The organism is Gemmatimonas groenlandica (genome assembly GCF_013004105.1).
GTDB lineage: Bacteria > Gemmatimonadota > Gemmatimonadetes > Gemmatimonadales > Gemmatimonadaceae > Gemmatimonas > Gemmatimonas groenlandica.
In genome coordinates this window covers 3,346,990-3,364,651 of the sequence record NZ_CP053085.1, presented here as the reverse complement: position 1 = coordinate 3,364,651, position 17,662 = coordinate 3,346,990, and the positions used below count along the sequence as shown (strand labels likewise).

Sequence of the window (17,662 nt, the reverse complement as noted above, 5' to 3'; positions counted from 1 at the left end):
TACGATTGACGGATCACGGCATGGCTCGTGTAGTATGAAACGGTCTGCTTCGGTACGCTGACGTTCCCGCCGTCCCAGGTCATCATGACCGCTTCGAGTCGCACACCCCGCTTATGGCTGGCGCCGCTGATTGCAGCGGGGCTCGCGGGTGCGTTTGCGCTAGGCTCGTGGTACGGCGGACATCGGGTGCGCACGATGAACGAATGGGCCGATGCGCAGTTGTTGTCCACGGCGATCGATTCCGTGCGCGCGAATGCGATCGACTCGTTGGGAAGCGATGAGCTGATTCGCCGGGCGGTGGCCGGGATGCTGCGCGAGTTGCAGGACCCGTACGCGGCGCTGCTGCGTCCTGAGGGGTTTCAGCGATATCGAGGCTCGATGTTGGGCGAGGGGCAGGGGATGGGCCTGACGCTGCGTCGCGAGCCTGATGCCGCCGGCGTGGTGCGGGTTGCGCCGGGCTCGCCGGCGTTCACCGCCGGTGTACGGGCCGGTGATCGCATTCTCAAGGTCGATGCCGTCGCGGTTGGCGAGGCGTGGAAGCGTAAGCCCGGCGACAGCACGCGTACGTTCGGTGACTCGAGCGTTCTCACGCTGTGGCGCGCGCCCTTTGGCGACACTCTGCGGCTCACCGTGCGTCGGACTGCGTGGCACATGCCTGCGGTGAGTGAAGCAGGCCTGCTGGCCGACAGTGTGGGCTATGTCCGCCTGGCCACGTTCACGTCGCACGCCGCGGATGAACTGGAAGACGCGGTAGAGTCGTTGCTGCAGCGCGGTGCGACGTCGCTCGTGCTCGACCTGCGCGGCAACATGGGCGGTCTGTTCGAGGAAGGCGTGAAGTCTGCCGGGCTCTTCCTGCCGCGCGGGGTGGTGATCGCGTCGTTGGCGGGTCGTGGCGGTGCGGCGCCGCAACCGCACAGCACCCGTCATTCCCGCTGGCCGAACCTGCCGCTTACGGTGCTGGTCGATGGCAGTACGGCCAGCTCGGCGGAAGTAACCGCGGCCGCGTTGCACGACTACAACCGCGCGCTGTTGGTGGGGACGCCGACGTACGGGAAAGGGGTCGTGCAGCGCGTCGTGACGCTCTCGAAGGATCTGTCGGTGCGTCTCACGACCGCGCGATGGCTCACGCCGAAGGGCATCAGTCTCGACCGTCGCACGGGGAACGGCGCGCTGGCGAAGGGTGGATTACACCCGGACGTGCTCCTCGATGATGCGACTCGGCGCGACGCGTTCGCTGTGCCGCACGAATGGGAGCCAGCGGCTGCCGCGCGGGTCATGCGCACGGCCGATTCACTGGCGATGTACGCGCTTCGCGAAGGTTGGTCGACGACGCCACTGGCGCTACTCGAAGCGCGATTGCGGACGACGCTGGCGCAGCTCGCACCGCGATCGGCACGAGACCCACTCGCGCGGGCCGAGTGGGTCACGGTGAGCACGCGCTTGGCGCTGGTGCGGATCCTGGAAGTCGAGCGCGAGAGCGAGGCGTTGTTGCGCTATGCGGTGCGCGAGGATGCGGCACTGCGGGCGGGCATCGATGTCGTGGCGCCGGGCACCGAAGTTGCCCGCGTGCTGCCCGCGATACTTCCGGCGGCGATCTCGCGAAAAGGACTGGCGCAGTCACTCCCGCTGATGCGGCCGTGATCGGGTGGTCCGCGTGCCTGTGCTTGGTCACGCAGCTGGCGGTGAAGGCGAATCAGCCGGTGAGTTCGCTCGATGCGTGGCTGGTGTCGCGCTTTCAGGGTTCGCAGCTGCTCGCCGACTCCATGCCGACCACGGCATCGCTGGCGGCTGAAAGTCCGTTGCCGCGGATCGAGGCCACCCGCGCGGGGCGTTTGGCCGACACGCTCTACGCCATTCACTTCGGCGTGCGGCTTGGTACACCGGCGCTGGCGGTGAATGACGTCGTTCAGCTGACCGGTCCGACGGGTACCATCACGCCACTATCCGCCCGCATCATTGCGCGGCGCGCCTTTCGGGCCCCGCGGCGGCCAGGCGCGTCGTCGAATGCAGATGCCGCTTGGCGCTACGGATGGAGCTACCAGGTGGTCATGCCTCACCGCGCGAAGTCGAGCGGCTCGGCCGTCGTGCCCGTCGCGCGCTACCGCGGGTGGTTGCTGCTCTCGGTGAAGCGCGAGGAACCAGTCGTGAGGCGGCGGTGAACAGGCGGTAGGCGGGTGGGTAGACGTTCAGGCACACATCATTCCCGCTACATTGCCCGTCGCTATGGAAAGCCTGACGTGACCTCGAACCCACTGTGGTCCATGCGACCGACGTTGACGGTGCTCGCAGCTGCACTGGTCGCCCTCGCCTCGCCGCTCGGTGCAGTGGAGGGGCAGGCCCCGGGGCAGACGCCGTCGGCGGCACCGGCCCGAGGAAATCAGGCGTGGCGCGACGCATTGGCCGATTCACTCGTGCGCCGTGCCATCGATCGGCGCAGCGTGCAGCTGGCCGACAGTACGTTGCTCAGCTACACGGCCAGCGCGCACGGATTCCTGGCGTTTCTGGCGCAGCTGGGTGAAGGCGTGATCATTCCACCCAAGGTGGTGCAGAGCGAGGAGCTGCAGCTGTCGATCGCCTGGTGGCAACCGGGGCGCAGCGCGCAGCGACTCGTGGGCCGCCGTGACACCACGTTGCTACCTGCCGATGTAGGCTACTATCGCGATCGCTACAGCGTGGTGCTGGACAACCTGCCCGATCGTATTCGACTCGGCGACGGCCAGGATGTGCGTGACGTGCCGCATCCGCTCGGCGCCGTCGCGCCCAGGCAGTACGAGTACGCGATGGGCAGCGCCCTGCGCATCCGCATTCCCGGTCGCGAGATCGTGGTCGATGAAATCAAGTTCCGTCCCCGGAACGCAGCACTGCCGGCGGCCGTGGGGTCGGTGTATCTCGATCGGGAGACGGGCGCCGTCGTGCGGCTGTCGATGACGTTCACCCGCGCCGCGATCATCGACAAGCGCATCGAGACGCTGGTGGTCACGCTCGAGAACGGACTGGTACGCGAGCGGTACTGGCTGCCGCGTCGGCAGGAAGTGGAAGTGTCGCGTGGCAGCACATGGTTCGACATTCCGGCGCGTGGTATCGTGCGCGGTCGCTGGGAGATCTCGGGCTACGACGTGAATGAGCGCTTGCCGCAGAGCACGATGCTGTTGCCGCGATGGAGTGCGGCACCGCGCGATTCGGCCAAGGCGTATCCGTTTACCGGTCGCGTGATCGATGCCCTACCGCCGGAGATTCAGATAGCGAGCAGTGAAGAGGTCGTGCGCGCGCGAGTGCAGGCGGAGGCGGCGATTCGCAGTTCGATGCTATCGCGGCCCACGACGGCATCGGTGACCGGGCGCGGCATCAGCGATCTCGCGCGCTTCTCACGCACCGAGGGACTGGCCATCGGAATCGGCGCGTCGCATCGCAGTAGCCTCGGGGTGCAGGTGGGTGGCCGGGTACGCTACGGATTCGGTGACGAGCAGGTGAAGGGCCAGCTGGCGATCGGTCCGGTGCCCGCATTCGGACGCACGCCGCTGATTCAGCTCTTCGCCGAGCGTGACTACCGTGATCTGGCCTTCGCCGAGCGGGCCGGCGTGACGAACTCTTTGGGGGCGGCGCTGTTCGGTAGTGATTACACCACGCAGGTGGACACGCGCGCCATCGGCGTGCTGTGGCGCCGGCAGCCGACGAGCGCGTTCACCTGGCGGCTGGCGTACGAGCGCGATCGACCGCTGTCGGTGCAGGCATCGTCGGTGTCGGGGCGGTTCGCACCGACGCTGGCCGCGCGTGAGATTGCCGGCGTGCGCGCGGAGGTGCAGGGCACGGGCGGTTGGGTGGGGGCCGACGAGCGTGGCGCCCGCGGGAACTGGACGTTGCAGATGAGTGCCGGCGCCCTCGAAGGAAGCGGACACGTGCTGGGTCGCGCGCAGGCGCTGATACAGATCACGAAGCCGCTGGGCGGCGACCGCGCGCTCTTTCTGCAGAGCTTTGCCGGGGTCGCCGGCGGGCGTGACTTGCCGCCACAGTGGCTGATCTTCGCTGGCGGTCCATGGTCAGCGCCGGGATACGACTTTCACGCCTTCGCCTCGCGGGCGATGGTGTCGCAGCGCGTCGAGTTCCGGCAGCCCATTCCGGCGCCGTCGATTCCACTGAAGCGATGGGGGAAGTCACCGCCGCACGTGACGCTCGCGCCGTTTGTGCAGCTGCTGGCCACGTCTCGCGGGACGCCCGATCGTCCCACCACGGCGGCGCTGCGGCCCTCGGCGGGCATGGGCATGCTGTTCTTCTACGACCTGGTGCGGGCCGACGTGGCCCGCGGACTTCGTGACGGACAGTGGCGCTTTGCCATCGACATTGACCGCGGCTTCTGGGGGATTCTCTGAGCGAACGCTACGACGCCGCATACTTCGACAAGTGGTACCGGCACCCTGCGCATCGTGTGAAGACGGCGGCCGAGCTGGCCCGTCAGGTGTCGTTCGTGCTGCACACGGCCGAGTGGGTGCTGGGGCGGCGCGTGCGCACGGTGCTCGACGTGGGCTGCGGCGAGGGCAACTGGTATCCGGCGCTGCGGGCACTTCGTCCCCGAGTCGCGTATCACGGGGTCGATCCCAGTGCCTATGCCGTGGCCAAGTTCGGCGCACGACGGAATCTGCAGCAGGGTGGCATCGAGGATCTTGGCTCCCTCGACCTGCGCGAGCAGTACGATCTGGTCGTGTGCTGCGGCATGCTGAACTATCTGTCGGTGGATCAGCTGACCAGCGGCATCACGCACGTGGCAGCGCGCACGGGTGGGATGGCCTACCTGGAGCTGTTCACGAAGGACGATCACTTCGAGGGGGACACCGACTGGCCGCCGCCCCAGTCGGCGTCCTGGTATCGCCGGCTCATACAGCGGGCCGGCCTGGTTCCCGTCGGCATGCAGTGCTACGTGGCGGAGGCCGAGCAATACCGGGTCTCTTCGCTGGAACGGCTGTAGATTCTGCAGCATGACTGATCGGATTGCCGCGCCGACGCGCTGGTCGACGTTTCTCGAGGAGCTGCGCGCCGAACGCCGCGCGTGCGATGCCCCGCGTCCGCTGCGGGCGCTGGCGGAGGAGTTCGCCGGTCGTGTGTTGGCGCTGCTTTTTCCGCAGTTCGCGCATCCGTCGCGACTTGGCGAAGCAGGAGTCGACGAGGAAGCGGCGCATGTCGAGGCGCTGTTGCGCGCGGCAATCACGCCGATCGTGAGCGACGTCGAGCAGGTGGTCGCGACGTTCCTGGACCGGTTGCCGGATGTGCGCGCGTCGCTGCAACTCGATGCCGAGGCGATTCTATCGGGTGACCCGGCGGCCGAGAGTCTGGAAGAAGTGATCGTTGCCTATCCGGGATTTCTCGCCACGGCGGTGCATCGCGTGGCGCATGAGCTGTATCGGTTGGGCGTCCCCGTCTTTCCGCGGTTGCTGTCCGAATGGTCGCATGGGGAAACCGGCATCGACATTCATCCGGGCGCTGTGCTGGGGGCGAGCTTCGCCATCGATCACGGCACGGGCGTTGTGATCGGTGAAACGAGCATCATCGGCGATCGCGTGCGACTGTATCAGGGCGTGACCCTCGGTGCGCATGCCGTGAGCAAGAAGCTGGCGAACCAGAAGCGGCATCCCACGCTCGGCAACGATGTCGTCGTGTATGCCAATGCGACGATTCTCGGCGGGACCACCAAGATCGGCGACGGATCGATCATCGGCGGCAACGTGTGGATGACGTCGTCGGTACCACCGCGGTCAGTGGTGCAGTTCTCGAGTCGGGTGGAACAGCGCCCGACCGACGACGGACTCGAGTTTCATATCTAGCACGCCGCGAGCACTCAGGACCCGCACTCCGCAACAGCACCGTTCACTCACTCCGACCTTACCGACCATGCGCGTCTCCTCGATTCTCGACACCATCGGCCACACGCCGCACGTGCGCCTGCATCGCTTGTTCGATCCGCGCGTCGAAGTCTGGATGAAACTCGAGCGCGCGAATCCGGGCGGCAGCATCAAGGATCGTATTGCCTTGGCGATGATCGAAGACGCCGAGCAGCGTGGTGTGCTGACGAAGGACAGCGTGATCATCGAACCGACGTCGGGGAACACCGGCATCGGACTGGCAATGGTCGCGGCGGTGAAGGGCTACAAGCTGGTGCTGGTCATGCCGGAGTCGATGTCGATTGAACGTCGCAAGCTGATGGCGGCGTACGGCGCGACGTTCGACCTGACGCCACGCGAGAAGGGAATGAAGGGCGCGATCGAGCGCGCCAACGAACTGGTGGCGAGCACGCCGAACGCGTGGATGCCGAACCAGTTCGCCAACGAAGCGAACATCCGCGCGCACGCGCTGACCACGGCCCGAGAAATTCTCGCCGATTTCCCCGACGGCGTGGACTATCTTATTACGGGCGTGGGCACCGGCGGTCACATCACCGCGTGCAGCGAAGTGCTGAAGCAGCATTGGCCGGCGATGAAGACGTTCGCGGTGGAACCGGCGAAGTCGGCGGTGATCAGTGGCGGAGCGCCGGGGCCGCATCGCATTCAGGGCGTGGGGCCGGGCTTCATTCCCGACAACCTGCATCGCGACACGCTGGACGGCGCCATTCAGGTCACGGAAGAAGCGGCGTTCGAGTACACGCAGCGCTCCGCGTGCGAGGAAGGGATTCTGGTCGGCATCTCGAGTGGTGCATCGCTGGCGGCGGTGGCGCAAAAGATTCCCGACATGATCGACGGTGCCCGCGTGCTCACGTTCTGCTACGACACCGGCGAACGCTATCTCTCGATCGACGGACTGTTCCCGGCGTGAGCCGTCTTGTCCGGTCGGTTGCTGCCGTTGCGATCTGTGCGCCGGCGCTCGTCGGGGCGCAGGCGCCTGCGACCGCGACGGCCGCGAAGGTCACGCGCGCCGATCTCGCCGCCGCGTATATGCGAGTCGATGCCGCGTACACGCAGCGGGAGAACGCGAAGACCCTGCCCGACAGCGTGCGCGCCCAGGTGAATCGCACCGTCGACCGCGCGGCATTGAGTTTCTTCAGCGGGCAGTTTGCGGCGGCCGTCGGCACGATCGACGCCGCTGCCGCGCAGCTCACCGGCGCGGCCTCCGTTCCTCCCGCGCCGCCAGCGGGCCCGCGCTCGCTGAATGGCGCGCCGGTGAGTGCAGCGCGCGAGGAGTATCTGGCGCGGCTCGCCGTGGTGGACAGCACCGGGCCACTGGCGCAAGCACTGCTCTCCACGCGTGAGCGGGCCAAGCTGCTGGTCGATGTGCCATCGCCCGAGCGCAGCGCCGAGTTTCTGAACGACCCCGTGCGGTTATCTCGCGATCTGGCACGCGAAGTGAGCGTGCTGGAACGCGGACGTGATCCGTACATCGGTTTAGTTGGCGATTTCTGGCGCGTCTACCGCGGCGCGAACAACACCCTGGTGCCCATGCGCATCGTGGTGCCGCCCTCGGCGAACGTGCGTAAGCCGGTGGGTGTACTGCTGGTGTTGCACGGCGCCGGTGGCGATGAAAACATGTTCGTCGATGCGTACGGCAGCGGCATCGCGACAAAGCTCGCGGCCGAACAGCGGCTGATTCTGGTGTCGCCGAAAACCGATGTCTTCGGTGCAACGCCGGAACACTTCGATGCCTTGATGGTGCTGTTGCGCAACGAATTCCGCATCGACAGTTCGCGCGTGTACCTGATCGGCCACTCGATGGGCGCTGGCGCTGCCGCGCGGCTCGCGCAGGCGCGTCCGGCCCAGTTCGCCGCGGTCGCCATGCTGGCGGGAGGCAGTCCGATCACGGTGGCGAATGCCCCGCCGTCGCTGTTCGTCGGTGCGGAACTCGACGGCATCATTCCCGCCGCGCGAGTGGAAGCGGCCGCCAAGGCAACGCCCGGTGCCACGTATGAGCTGTTCCGCCACGAAGGCCATCTGCTGATGGTGGGGAACGGTGTGCGGCGCGCCGTGCCGTGGCTTGTGTCGCACACGCGATAAGCGAACCACCAACTACTGTGCCGCACTTTTCTCCGATTCTGTTCGGGTTGGCGTTCGCCACCTTGGTGGTGGCACTCACGGCGTTCGGTCGTCGCTTGCCGATCCCCGCGCCGTTGCTGCAGGTGCTGGCCGGACTCGCGGTGGGATTCGTGCCCGGCGTCGAGATGCCGACGCTCGATCCCGACGTGGTGTTCTTCGTGTTCCTGCCGCCGATTCTGTGGGCCGCGGCGTTCTTCACGTCGTTCCGCGAGTTCACGGCGAACCGGCGGGCCATCGGTGGCTTGGCCGTCGGACTGGTGCTCGCGACGACGGCCGTCGTCGCGGTGCTCATCCGGATGTTCATTCCCGATATGCCGTGGGCGGTCGCCGTCGCCCTCGGCGCCATCGTGTCACCGCCCGATGCCGTGGCGGCCACGGCGGTGGTGTCGCGCTTGCCGGTGCCGGGTCGCGTGATCGTGATTCTCGAAGGCGAGAGCCTCGTGAACGATGCGTCGGCACTGGTGCTGTATCGCACGGCGGTGGCGGCGGCGGTCACCGGCGCGTTCAGCTTCGGTGAAGCGCTGGTGCGCTTCTTCCTCGATGCCGGTGTGGGTGTGCTGGTCGGGCTGGCCGTTGGCTGGCTCATGATTGTGGTGGCACGTCGAACGCGCGACGAACTGGCGGAAACGGTTCTCACGTTGGCCGCGCCGTACGCCGCCTGGATGCTTGCCGAAACGCTGCATGTGTCGGCCGTGCTGGCCTGCGTCGCCGGCGGACTCTACGCGCGTCAGCATCTATCCACGGCAGTCGGGCCGCGCTCGCGCATTCAATCGCGCGCGGTCTGGGACCTGCTGGTGTTCACGCTCAACGCGCTGATCTTCATTTTGCTGGGGCTGCAGTTCGCGGAGCTCATGCAGAAATCCGGTGTGGCCGCCTTCGACGGTGCCGTGAAGTACGGAGTGCTGCTGGGCGTCGCGGTCATGGTGGTCCGCCTGATCTGGGTGCCGGTCACCACCATCTGCCGGGAATCGCTGCGTCGCGGTCGCGTGGTGACGTCGACCGCCGGCAGTTGGAAGTCGATGTTTCTGGTGTCGTGGACGAGCATGCGTGGCATCGTGTCGCTGGCCACCGCGTTCGCGTTGCCGCTCACACTCGACAACGGCGCACGATTCCCGTACCGCGACGAGGTGATCATCATGACGATGTGCCTCATTCTGGTCACGCTGGTGGTGCAGGGGCTGTCGCTGGCGCCGATCATTCGCGCCTTCAAGTTCGTGCCGGAGGCCGCGCACCACGAAGAGGAACAGGTCGCGCGACAGGAAGCGCTCCGCCGCGCGGCCGAGGCGTTGGACGACGCATCCCGCGAGCCGTGGGCCGATCCCGCCGATGTGGAGTGGCTCCGCACGGAGCTACGCGACCGCCAGCACCGGCACAAGAACGCCAGTCACACCAGTCACGCCAATCACGGCAGCCGGTCGCGTTTACGCTCGCGCATGTTGGACGCCGAACGACGGATGCTGCTTCGTCTCCGCAACGAAGGCGCGATCTCCGACGAAGTGCTGCGCACACTCGAGTCGGAGATCGACCTCGATACGTTGCGCCTCAGCCCTTCTTCGTAAGCTCCGCGGGAGCGGGCACGCTGGTGGTTCCTTCGGGGAGCCGGTCGAGCCGATCGAGGCGCTCGACATCGATCGCGATCGATTCTCCTGCCGACTGCGCGAAGATATCGGCGAACTTGGCGTCCCAGGTGATGTCGTCCCAGTAGTATGACGCGCGTACGGACACGTGCGTGGAGAACGTCTCCTCGTGCGCCGTGATCAGGATGAGCAGTTCCGCTTCCGATTCGCGCAGCTGCTGCGGTGTGAAGCCGTGCAGCGGACTGTCGGCCGTGATCGGATGCACGACGGTCCAATGCAGCGGGAAGACCGCGACCTGGCTGCGCTCCAGTGCAAGCTGATGGAAATTGCGCTCGCGCTTTCCGTCGAGCATCTCGTACAGCGAGAGACTCACATCGGCGCGCACATCGGTGAGCTGGCTCGGGAGCTCATTCACGAACCGGAACATCAGTCCGCGTCCGCCGTCGTACGGCCCCACCACGGCGGATTCACTGAAGCGCAGCTGCGCCCGAGGCCGGATGAGTCGAGCCAGCAGCAGGCCACCGGCGAGCACCAGCACCAGCGGACCGGCCAACGACTCGATCACCACGACCCAGTTGGCGGTGATTCCCACGGCGTGGATGGGGCCCGTTCCGGTGGTCGTGAAAATCCCCGTACTGAATACGAAGGCCCGCAGGAAGGGGTCGGCCATACCGAGCACCTCGCTCCCTACGAGCGCCCCGGCCGGCAGCGCGGCGTAAGCGAGTGCGAAGAGTCCATTCAGCAGCAGGACTCCGCCGAACACCCACAACACGAACACGGCCCACGGCGCCTGAAGCGCGGCGAGATACAGGCGCTCGGTGCGCTGCGCGCGCAACCCGTACTTGCTGGACGTGGAGGTGCCGTCCCGATTGAACAGGCGACCACGTGAACGCTGCGCCACCACGCGGCCGAAGCCAAGGTCATCGCCCGATGCTGGTGGCGCGGTCGGTGCGGTCGTGGCGGTCGGCGCGGTCGTCGGCGTCGCGCTGCCCACGTCGGTATCGTCGAACGTGCCGGCGGTCGGAGTAGTCACGGCGATCGGGTTGAAGTTCACGGGGCGTTCACCACCCGAAGATATCGTATTGCCGACCGTGTGGCGCGTGGTATCGTTGGGCATGACTGCTGATACCCTCCGTATCGCCGGCGCCCAGATGGCGCCGGTCTGGCTCGATCGCAACCGCACGCTCGCGAAAGTGATCTCGGCGATTCACGGCGCCGCCGACGACGGTGTGCAGCTCCTCGTCTTCCCGGAGGCGTTCGTCCCAGGTTATCCGTGGTGGATCGAGTGGACCGACGGAGCCCGTTTCGACGCGGCCGTACAGAAGTCGTTGCACGCCCATTATCTCGATCAGGCCGTCCAGATCGAAGCCGGACACTTGGACGAGGTGTGCGCGGCCATCCGAGACCGGAGCATCACGGTCGTGCTCGGTGTCATCGAGCGCCCGCTCGACCGAGGCGGACATAGTGTCTACGCCAGCCTCGTCACGATCGACGCGGCGGGTACGATCGTGAATGTGCATCGGAAGCTCATGCCGACATACGAGGAGCGGCTGAGTTGGGCGCCGGGTGACGGACACGGTCTGCGCACGCACCGCGTGGGCGCGTTCACGCTGGGGGCGCTGAACTGCTGGGAGAACTGGATGCCGTTGGCACGGGCGAGCCTGTACGGGCAGGGAGAAGATCTCCACGTCGCCATCTGGCCCGGCAGCGTGCGCAACACGGAGGACATCACCCGCTTCATGGCGCGCGAGGGACGCTCGTACGTGATGTCGGTATCAGGGCTGCTGCGGCGTGATCAGGTGCCCGAGCATACGCCGCACTTCGCATTGCTGCAGCGCGTGCTGCCGGAGGTGATGGGGGAAGGCGGATCGTGTATCGCCGGTCCTGACGCCCAGTGGATCGTGGCGCCGGTGGCCCATGAGGAACGTCTCATCACGGCCGACATCGACCACACGCGTGTACGCGAAGAACGGCAGAACTTCGACGCGATGGGTCATTACGGACGTCCCGATGTGCTGCAGCTCGAGGTGAATCGCGAGCGTCAGCGTGGGGTGCGGCTTCGCGACTGAGGTGCGTGTGCCGCGTGCGCTGGTGCGTCAGTACCCACGCGCGCGGTCGACCACCCACTTCGGCAATTCACCACGCTCGAGGGAGTCGAGGCATTCCAGAAACCCGTGCGCGGCGCCGTCGATCGTAGTAAGGCCCGAAATGTGTGGCGACACCATGACGCGCGGATCGCTCCAGAGCGGCGAGTCGGCCGGCAGTGGTTCGGTGGCGAACACATCGAGCGCGGCGCCACGCAGCCAGCCCTTTTCGAGCGCGTCGGGCAGCGCCGCTTCCTCGACTACGGAGCCGCGGCCCGCATTCAGGAGCACCGCGCCCCGGCAGCGCGACAGCACCTCGCGGGAAATCAGTCCGCGCGAGGCCGGCGTGTCTGGCACGGCAACCACGATCCAGTCGGCGTTGCCCACCAGGTCGGCGAGTTCACTCGACGCGTGTACCGCACTGAACGCCGGGCTGCTGGCCGCGCCGCTGCGCGAGACGCCGGTCACATGCACGCCCAGCGCCTGTAACGAGGACGCGATCGCGCGGCCGATGTCGCCCGTACCGACGACGAGCGCGCGCGTACCCGCCACCCGCGCGATGTCACGTGGCGCCCAGCGCCGCTCGCGCTGCGCTGCGGCCAACTCCAGCACCTGCAGCTGTATCGCGAAGATGCGCGACACCGCCCACTCGGCGATCATCGGACCGAACGATTCGGGACTGCGCGTGAGCAGGATGCGTGGATCGAGATCGGACGCCATCCACGAATCGACGCCGGCACCGGTGCACTGGATCCAGCGCACGTTGCCCATATCCGAGACCGACGGCGGCCGCTTGAAGCCGATGTACGCCTCCGCCCACTCGAGGTCATCGGCCGTGATCTCGGTGAACACCTTGCCACGCAGTTCGAGGTCGGGACGACGCGCACGAATCGACTCGGCGATGCCCACATGCGCGTTGGCGCCGATGGCGATGCGACGCGGAGCGAATGGAAGCGGGAAGGTCATCAGGTGGCCCGGCGTTGAGTAGGAGACGAACCGATGGCGTCGCCGACCGCATTGCAGGCGAGCACCGTGGCAAAGATGAACAGGCCGGGGAAGATCGCGAGCCAGGGCTCGCTGGTCATCGCGGTTTGCGCCTGATACAACATGTTGCCCCAGCTGGCCGTCGGAGGCTGCACGCCGACGCCGAAGAAGCTCATCGTGCTCTCCAGCAGGATGCCGCGACCGATGGCGAGTGTCGTGGCAACCGTCGCTGCGGGAATGATGCCGGGAACGATATGGCGTACGATCACGCCGACCGGATTCGCCCCGATCGCCCGCGCGGCCTGCACGAAATCGAGCGACGACAACGACTGCACTTCCGCGCGGACGACCCGTGCCGTTTCCATCCAGCCGGCGGCGGCGACCAGCAGGATCAGCATCGGCACACCGGGCTGCAGTACGGCTGCGCCGAGCATCAGCAGTGGTAGACGCGGAATGGCGAGCATCGCATCGGTAGCGCGCATGAGCACGTCGTCGACCCAGCGACCGGCGTATCCGGCCACCGCGCCGACGGCGACGCCGATCGCTGCGCTCATGAGTGCCGAGAGCACGCCGATAGCGAGCGAGACGCGAGCGCCCACCAGCACGCGAGTGAGCACGTCGCGGCCGAGTTCATCGGTGCCGAACCAGTGTGCCAACGAGGGCGCCGCGCGTCGGTTGGCCAGATCGAGGGCATCGGCGGCAAACGGCGCGAGATAGGGGGCCAGCAACGACGCCACGACAAGCGTCGCGAGAAAGAGCAGACCGCCCCGCGGTCCCGCCCTCATGCGGTGCCCCTCGTGCGCGGGTCGATGCTACGCACCGCGATATCGGCCAGCAGATTGAGCACCATCACGGCGATCGCGCCGCACATGAGGAACGCCATCAGGACGGGGTAGTCGCGCTTCACGAGCGACTCGGTAAACAGGCTGCCCACCCCGGGCCAGGCGAACACGCTCTCAGTGACAACGGCACCCGATGCCATCATCGCGGCGTCGAGCAGCACGACGGTAATGAACGGGCCGAGCGCATTGGGCAGCGCATGACGCAACAGCACGCCGCGCTCGGAGACGCCGCGCACCCGCGCCGCATTCATGAACGGCCGGCCAATCGTTTCGCGCATGGCCCGCCGCAGATAGCGCGACCACGCCGCGGCCTGCACAGCGGCCAACACGACGACCGGAAGCACCAAATGCGCGAGGCGATCGGCGAACGAACTCGCGCCGAATGACGCGCGCCCCGACGACGGTAACCAACCCAGCGTGATCGCGAAGACCAGCTGCAAGAGCAGGCCGAACCAGAACACCGGCAGTGAGATGCCCGCGACGGCACCGAATGACGTAATGCGATCGAACAGGCGATGCACCGACGCCAGCACGCCGACTGGAAGCGCGAGACAGAGCGCGAGCAGCGTGCTCGCGCCTACGAGTTCGAGGGTGGCCGGCACGCGCTCGAACACGCGCACGAGCACGGGACGGCCGTCGGCGAAGCTGTAGCCCCAGTCGCCGCGCACGAATGCCGAAAGCCACGAGACGTACTGCGCCGCCAGCGGACGATCGAGCCCCATCGCGACTCGCAGGCGTTCGATGTCCTGCGGCCGCACATTTGGATTCTCGAGATACGCCGCGAGCGGACCACCGGGTACCGCCTGCAGCAGTGCGAACACCAGCACCGAGATGAGGACCAGCAGCGGAACGCTCTGCAGCACCCGCCGCACGATCATGCCACGCATCACGGCGTGCCGATCTCCCACTGGTGCACGTTCCAGAACGGGCCGGCGTTGGTCGGATTGCCGGTGAAGCCCTTCAGCGACTTCGGTACGGCATCCACCTTGGCGGTATTGTACAGCACGATCTCCGGGGCGAGCGCCGCGATCCGGCGCTGCGCTTCACGCAGCAGCTCGTTACGCTGCGCGACATCGGCGGTGCGGTCGGAGCGGTACAGCAGCGACGAGAGCTCGGTGTCGTTGACGTAGTTGATGTTGCGACCGGCCGGCGGCATGCGGTCGCCGGCAAAGAAGAGCGTGAGCTCCGGGTCGGCACCCATCTGCCACCAGTGCAGCATGGCGTCGAAGTCACCCGTGAACCACACACTGCTGATGGTGGTGCCGTCGAGCAGCTTCACCGTCATCTCGGCGCCGACGTCGCGAAACGCCTGCTGCAACGCTTGCGACACATTCTCGCGGATCGCAAAACCCGACTGCGTGATCAGCGTGAACGCGAGTCGCTTGCCGTCCTTCATACGAATGCCGTCGGCACCGGGCACCCATCCCGCCTCGGTGAGCAGCGTGCGTGCGCGCTCCGGATCGAAACCGTACGTGGGCACCTTGGGCTCGTAGGCGGCGGAAAGCGGCTGGATGGGACCGTTCACCACTTCTACCTGTCCATCGAGAATCGTGCGCACCAGTAGATCACGATTCACCGCGTGGGCCAGCGCCTGCCGCACCTTGACGTCGGCGAAGGGTGCGAAGTGCCTCTGGTTGAGCGTCACGTGTTCGTAGCCGTTGCCGACCACGCGGTTCATCCGAAGCGACGCGATGGGCTCCAGTTCGCGCACCTTGTCCCATGCCACCAGCGCCACCATGTGCACCTCGCCCGACTTGAGGAGGTTGATGCGTGTGGTGGTGTTGGTGAGAAAGCGGAAGAGCAGCTGCTTGATCTTGGGAGACGCGGCGCCGCGCCAATAGCCTTCGGCGCGTTCGAGCAGAATGTACTCGCCCGTCTTCCACTCCTTGACCTTGTACGGGCCGGTACCGAGCGGCGCGCGGTTGTAGTCGTTGGCCGTGTTGAGATCACGCCCTTCGAGCACATGCTGCGGCAGCGTACCGCGCACGAACTGCAGCTGATAGTGCGCGTACACTTCCTTGTAGTGCACGATCGCCGTGAGCGAGTCGGGCGTATCGACCGACGAGATGCGATCGAATCCGTCGACGCTTTCCGGCTTCCAGTCGCCTTTGTTGATGGCATCGACCGTGAACTTCACGTCGGCCGATGTGTGCGACACGCCGTCGTGCCACTTCACGCCGGGGCGCAATTTCCACGTGACATCCATGCCGCCGTCCGGGCGCACGATCACGCCGCCGTTCTCCGTGGTCGGGATCTCGGAGGCCAGCACGGGAATGATCTTCATCTCCTCGTCGTTGGTGACGAGTCCCTCTACCACGCATGACTCGATGTCTTCGAGGATATGCGTGGCGTAACGGTTCATCGTATCAGGCTCACGGTCGTAGCCCACAATGAGCAGCTCGTTGGATGGTCCGCTGCGGGAAGTCTCACCGCCGCAGGCCGCGAGTGACGCACAGAGTGCGGCCGCGACGCCAAGCGCCGAGGATCGAGCTGACCGACGGGACAGGCGTACCGACCAACGCATCATGGAGTTGCCGTAAGAAGTCGCGCGGCGAGCGCCACGGGAATAGCTCCCCGGCTCAACAGCGCATCATGAAAGTGCCGCGGCGAATAGTCTGCTCGCTCGCGCAAGGTGTCCCGCAGATCGAGAATGCCCTGCGTGCCGAGCCAGTACATCACCGCGGTGCAGGGGAACATCGAGTTCTTGGTCGCTTCGCCCACGGCCGCAGCTTCCGGCATGCCCACTTCCTGCACGTAGTACGCCACGGCTTCTGCGAAGGTGAATCCACCCGTGTGCAACCGGATGTCGACGATCGCGCGCGCCAGCATACGCACACGACTCTGCTGTTCCGCGGCTCGCTCGAGCGGGGTAAGAAATCCGAGTTCGTCGGCGAGTTCGGTGGCATAGCACGCCCAGCCCTCGGCCATGGATCCACCCAGGAACATTCCGATACGACTCGCGCAGTCGACGGCGGCAATCTTGCCGATGCGCGAGTGCGATCGATGCGTGGCGTGGCCGTTCTGTACATGGTGGCCGAGCGCGCCGTGATGCACGACGTGATTGAGCGTGATCGTGCTGTGGTTCCATGCTTTCAGTCGGCGCTCCCGCTCGTCGGGGGCGATGGTGTCGTCGACAGGGGTTACCAGGTACAGGTGCTCGGGGCGGGGTTCGTACGGCGCCGGCGAGCGATAGAACAGGAAATACAGTTGTGGCGCGATGTCGCGTGCCCACACGGGAATGGGCACGTAGCGCAGTGGCCAATCGGGCCAGCTTACCTGGTCGTGCTTCAGGGCGAGCTCCCGGCACGCTTCGAATTGCGACGTGAAGGTGGCGAGATAGTCGGCTTCGGCGGGGCGATCGTCGGCCAGCTTCGCGCCGAGTGCTTCGGGCGAACCGGCGACCTCGGTAGCGAGCGCGTGGAAGCGCGTCTGGGCCGCGGGCATCTCCCCCATCACGCGCTGCAGCAACTCGGCAGACGACTGCGCACAGAAATGCCCGCGCCGCAACAGAATGTCGTATGCCTCGACGCCGATCGCGTAGCCAGAATGCACATCGTGCGGCAACAGGAAGAGCCAATGTGCCGCACCGTCGAAGGCCTGCGCCGCATCCGCCGCTGCCGCGGCGATCGACTGACGCTCCACACTGTCGATCTGGTGCTCGTCGCACCAGAGGCGCAACTGCCCCCGCAGAAATCCGGCGAATACGCGCGCCTCACGGGTGGCACGATCGATCCAGATCGCGGGTACCGGCTCGGTGAGCGCCGTCTGCATTGCGCCAAGGAACGCCGGGATCGCGCGGAGTCGTGCCGTGATCGCCGTGGTGCAGGACGAGATCGGGTGCGTGGGACGCAGCAACAGCGATACGACGCTGAAGATCGCCTCGCCGGTCCAGAGCACGGGATTCCGGTCGTGGAAGAAACGGCTCTGCGTCTCGAGAATGCGGACGTCGATGTTGGCGCGCGCCAACTCGGCGTCGACGGCATCGATATCGGTGGCGAGGGCGTTGTCGCCGCGGCGCGGTGACGTGCTGAAGAGTGCGTCGTGCAGCTCGGCCAGCTCGGCCACTTCGGTGTCTCGCGCATCGCGCGACCAATCGGGGAGACGATGGTCATGCGTGTGCAGCCCGGTGAACGTAGCGTTCACAGGGTGTCGCTCGAAGTAGTGCG

General features: G+C 66.5%; 15 protein-coding genes. 9 read left to right on the top strand and 6 right to left on the bottom strand.

Annotated features, from left to right (window positions below):
* Positions 1 to 84 precede the first annotated feature (84 nt).
* The 8 genes from HKW67_RS14275 (at position 85) to HKW67_RS14240 (ending at position 9,568) form a co-directional block, all read left to right on the top strand.
* Positions 85 to 1,641 (top strand): S41 family peptidase, encoded by a 1,557-nt coding sequence (locus HKW67_RS14275; protein WP_171226022.1) that lies wholly within the window; start codon positions 85 to 87, stop codon positions 1,639 to 1,641.
* Entirely contained in the window at positions 1,638 to 2,159 is a 522-nt protein-coding gene (locus HKW67_RS14270) for a hypothetical protein (protein WP_171226021.1), read from the top strand. Before HKW67_RS14275 ends, HKW67_RS14270 begins: the two co-directional genes overlap by 4 nt.
* Before the next feature lie 102 nt (positions 2,160 to 2,261).
* Positions 2,262 to 4,367, top strand: coding sequence for a hypothetical protein (locus HKW67_RS14265; protein ID WP_171226020.1), 2,106 nt, complete (start codon positions 2,262 to 2,264; stop codon positions 4,365 to 4,367).
* A gap of 56 nt (positions 4,368 to 4,423) precedes the next feature.
* Positions 4,424 to 4,960 carry a class I SAM-dependent DNA methyltransferase gene (locus HKW67_RS14260; RefSeq protein WP_171226019.1) on the top strand — a complete coding sequence of 179 codons (537 nt, stop codon included), beginning with the start codon at positions 4,424 to 4,426 and terminating at the stop codon, positions 4,958 to 4,960.
* A 10-nt stretch (positions 4,961 to 4,970) separates the two neighbouring features.
* Positions 4,971 to 5,813: a serine O-acetyltransferase gene (locus HKW67_RS14255; RefSeq protein WP_171226018.1), complete on the top strand. Its 843-nt coding sequence runs from the start codon at positions 4,971 to 4,973 to the stop codon at positions 5,811 to 5,813.
* A gap of 67 nt (positions 5,814 to 5,880) precedes the next feature.
* Positions 5,881 to 6,798 carry a cysteine synthase A gene (gene cysK, locus HKW67_RS14250; protein WP_171226017.1) on the top strand — a complete coding sequence of 306 codons (918 nt, stop codon included), beginning with the start codon at positions 5,881 to 5,883 and terminating at the stop codon, positions 6,796 to 6,798.
* Positions 6,795 to 7,970: a PHB depolymerase family esterase gene (locus HKW67_RS14245; RefSeq protein ID WP_171226016.1), complete on the top strand. Its 1,176-nt coding sequence runs from the start codon at positions 6,795 to 6,797 to the stop codon at positions 7,968 to 7,970. The genes cysK and HKW67_RS14245 overlap by 4 nt, the downstream gene beginning before the upstream one ends.
* 17 nt (positions 7,971 to 7,987) lie before the next feature.
* On the top strand, positions 7,988 to 9,568 hold the full coding sequence (locus HKW67_RS14240; protein ID WP_171226015.1) for a Na+/H+ antiporter: 1,581 nt from the start codon (positions 7,988 to 7,990) through the stop codon (positions 9,566 to 9,568).
* On the opposite strand, the gene HKW67_RS14235 is transcribed toward HKW67_RS14240, so the two are convergent.
* Positions 9,552 to 10,703, bottom strand: a complete 1,152-nt coding sequence (locus HKW67_RS14235; RefSeq protein WP_171226014.1) for a transporter — start codon at positions 10,701 to 10,703, stop codon at positions 9,552 to 9,554. The genes HKW67_RS14240 and HKW67_RS14235 overlap by 17 nt on opposite strands.
* Here HKW67_RS14235 and HKW67_RS14230 point away from each other — a divergent pair.
* Entirely contained in the window at positions 10,702 to 11,655 is a 954-nt protein-coding gene (locus HKW67_RS14230; RefSeq protein WP_171226013.1) for a carbon-nitrogen hydrolase family protein, read from the top strand. The genes HKW67_RS14235 and HKW67_RS14230 overlap by 2 nt on opposite strands.
* A gap of 27 nt (positions 11,656 to 11,682) precedes the next feature.
* Here the strand turns inward: HKW67_RS14230 and HKW67_RS14225 are convergent, their stop codons facing one another.
* The 5 genes from HKW67_RS14225 to HKW67_RS14205 are packed head-to-tail and all read right to left on the bottom strand — an operon-like array spanning position 11,683 to position 17,639.
* Entirely contained in the window at positions 11,683 to 12,636 is a 954-nt protein-coding gene (locus HKW67_RS14225; protein ID WP_171226012.1) for a D-2-hydroxyacid dehydrogenase, read from the bottom strand.
* Positions 12,636 to 13,439, bottom strand: coding sequence for an ABC transporter permease (locus HKW67_RS14220; protein WP_171226011.1), 804 nt, complete (start codon positions 13,437 to 13,439; stop codon positions 12,636 to 12,638). The genes HKW67_RS14225 and HKW67_RS14220 overlap by 1 nt, the downstream gene beginning before the upstream one ends.
* Complete coding sequence (locus HKW67_RS14215) at positions 13,436 to 14,383, bottom strand: ABC transporter permease (RefSeq protein ID WP_230981181.1); 948 nt, start codon at positions 14,381 to 14,383, stop codon at positions 13,436 to 13,438. The genes HKW67_RS14220 and HKW67_RS14215 overlap by 4 nt, the downstream gene beginning before the upstream one ends.
* Positions 14,383 to 16,023: a peptide ABC transporter substrate-binding protein gene (locus tag HKW67_RS14210; RefSeq protein WP_171226009.1), complete on the bottom strand. Its 1,641-nt coding sequence runs from the start codon at positions 16,021 to 16,023 to the stop codon at positions 14,383 to 14,385. Before HKW67_RS14210 ends, HKW67_RS14215 begins: the two co-directional genes overlap by 1 nt.
* Positions 16,020 to 17,639: a DUF885 family protein gene (locus HKW67_RS14205; protein WP_171226008.1), complete on the bottom strand. Its 1,620-nt coding sequence runs from the start codon at positions 17,637 to 17,639 to the stop codon at positions 16,020 to 16,022. Before HKW67_RS14205 ends, HKW67_RS14210 begins: the two co-directional genes overlap by 4 nt.
* Positions 17,640 to 17,662: the final 23 nt, after the last annotated feature.

Excerpts from the sequence above, each read along its gene's own strand:
- HKW67_RS14275 (WP_171226022.1), top strand. The coding sequence starts at position 85 with ATGACCGCTTCGAGTCGCACACCCCGCTTATGGCTGGCGCCGCTGATT.
- HKW67_RS14265 (WP_171226020.1), top strand. The coding sequence starts at position 2,262 with ATGCGACCGACGTTGACGGTGCTCGCAGCTGCACTGGTCGCCCTCGCC.
- HKW67_RS14255 (WP_171226018.1), top strand. The coding sequence starts at position 4,971 with ATGACTGATCGGATTGCCGCGCCGACGCGCTGGTCGACGTTTCTCGAG.
- cysK (WP_171226017.1), top strand. The coding sequence starts at position 5,881 with ATGCGCGTCTCCTCGATTCTCGACACCATCGGCCACACGCCGCACGTG.
- HKW67_RS14230 (WP_171226013.1), top strand. The coding sequence starts at position 10,702 with ATGACTGCTGATACCCTCCGTATCGCCGGCGCCCAGATGGCGCCGGTC.
- HKW67_RS14235 (WP_171226014.1), bottom strand. The coding sequence starts at position 10,703 with ATGCCCAACGATACCACGCGCCACACGGTCGGCAATACGATATCTTCG.
- HKW67_RS14225 (WP_171226012.1), bottom strand. The coding sequence starts at position 12,636 with ATGACCTTCCCGCTTCCATTCGCTCCGCGTCGCATCGCCATCGGCGCC.
- HKW67_RS14220 (WP_171226011.1), bottom strand. The coding sequence starts at position 13,439 with ATGAGGGCGGGACCGCGGGGCGGTCTGCTCTTTCTCGCGACGCTTGTC.
- HKW67_RS14215 (WP_230981181.1), bottom strand. The coding sequence starts at position 14,383 with ATGCGTGGCATGATCGTGCGGCGGGTGCTGCAGAGCGTTCCGCTGCTG.
- HKW67_RS14210 (WP_171226009.1), bottom strand. The coding sequence starts at position 16,023 with ATGATGCGTTGGTCGGTACGCCTGTCCCGTCGGTCAGCTCGATCCTCG.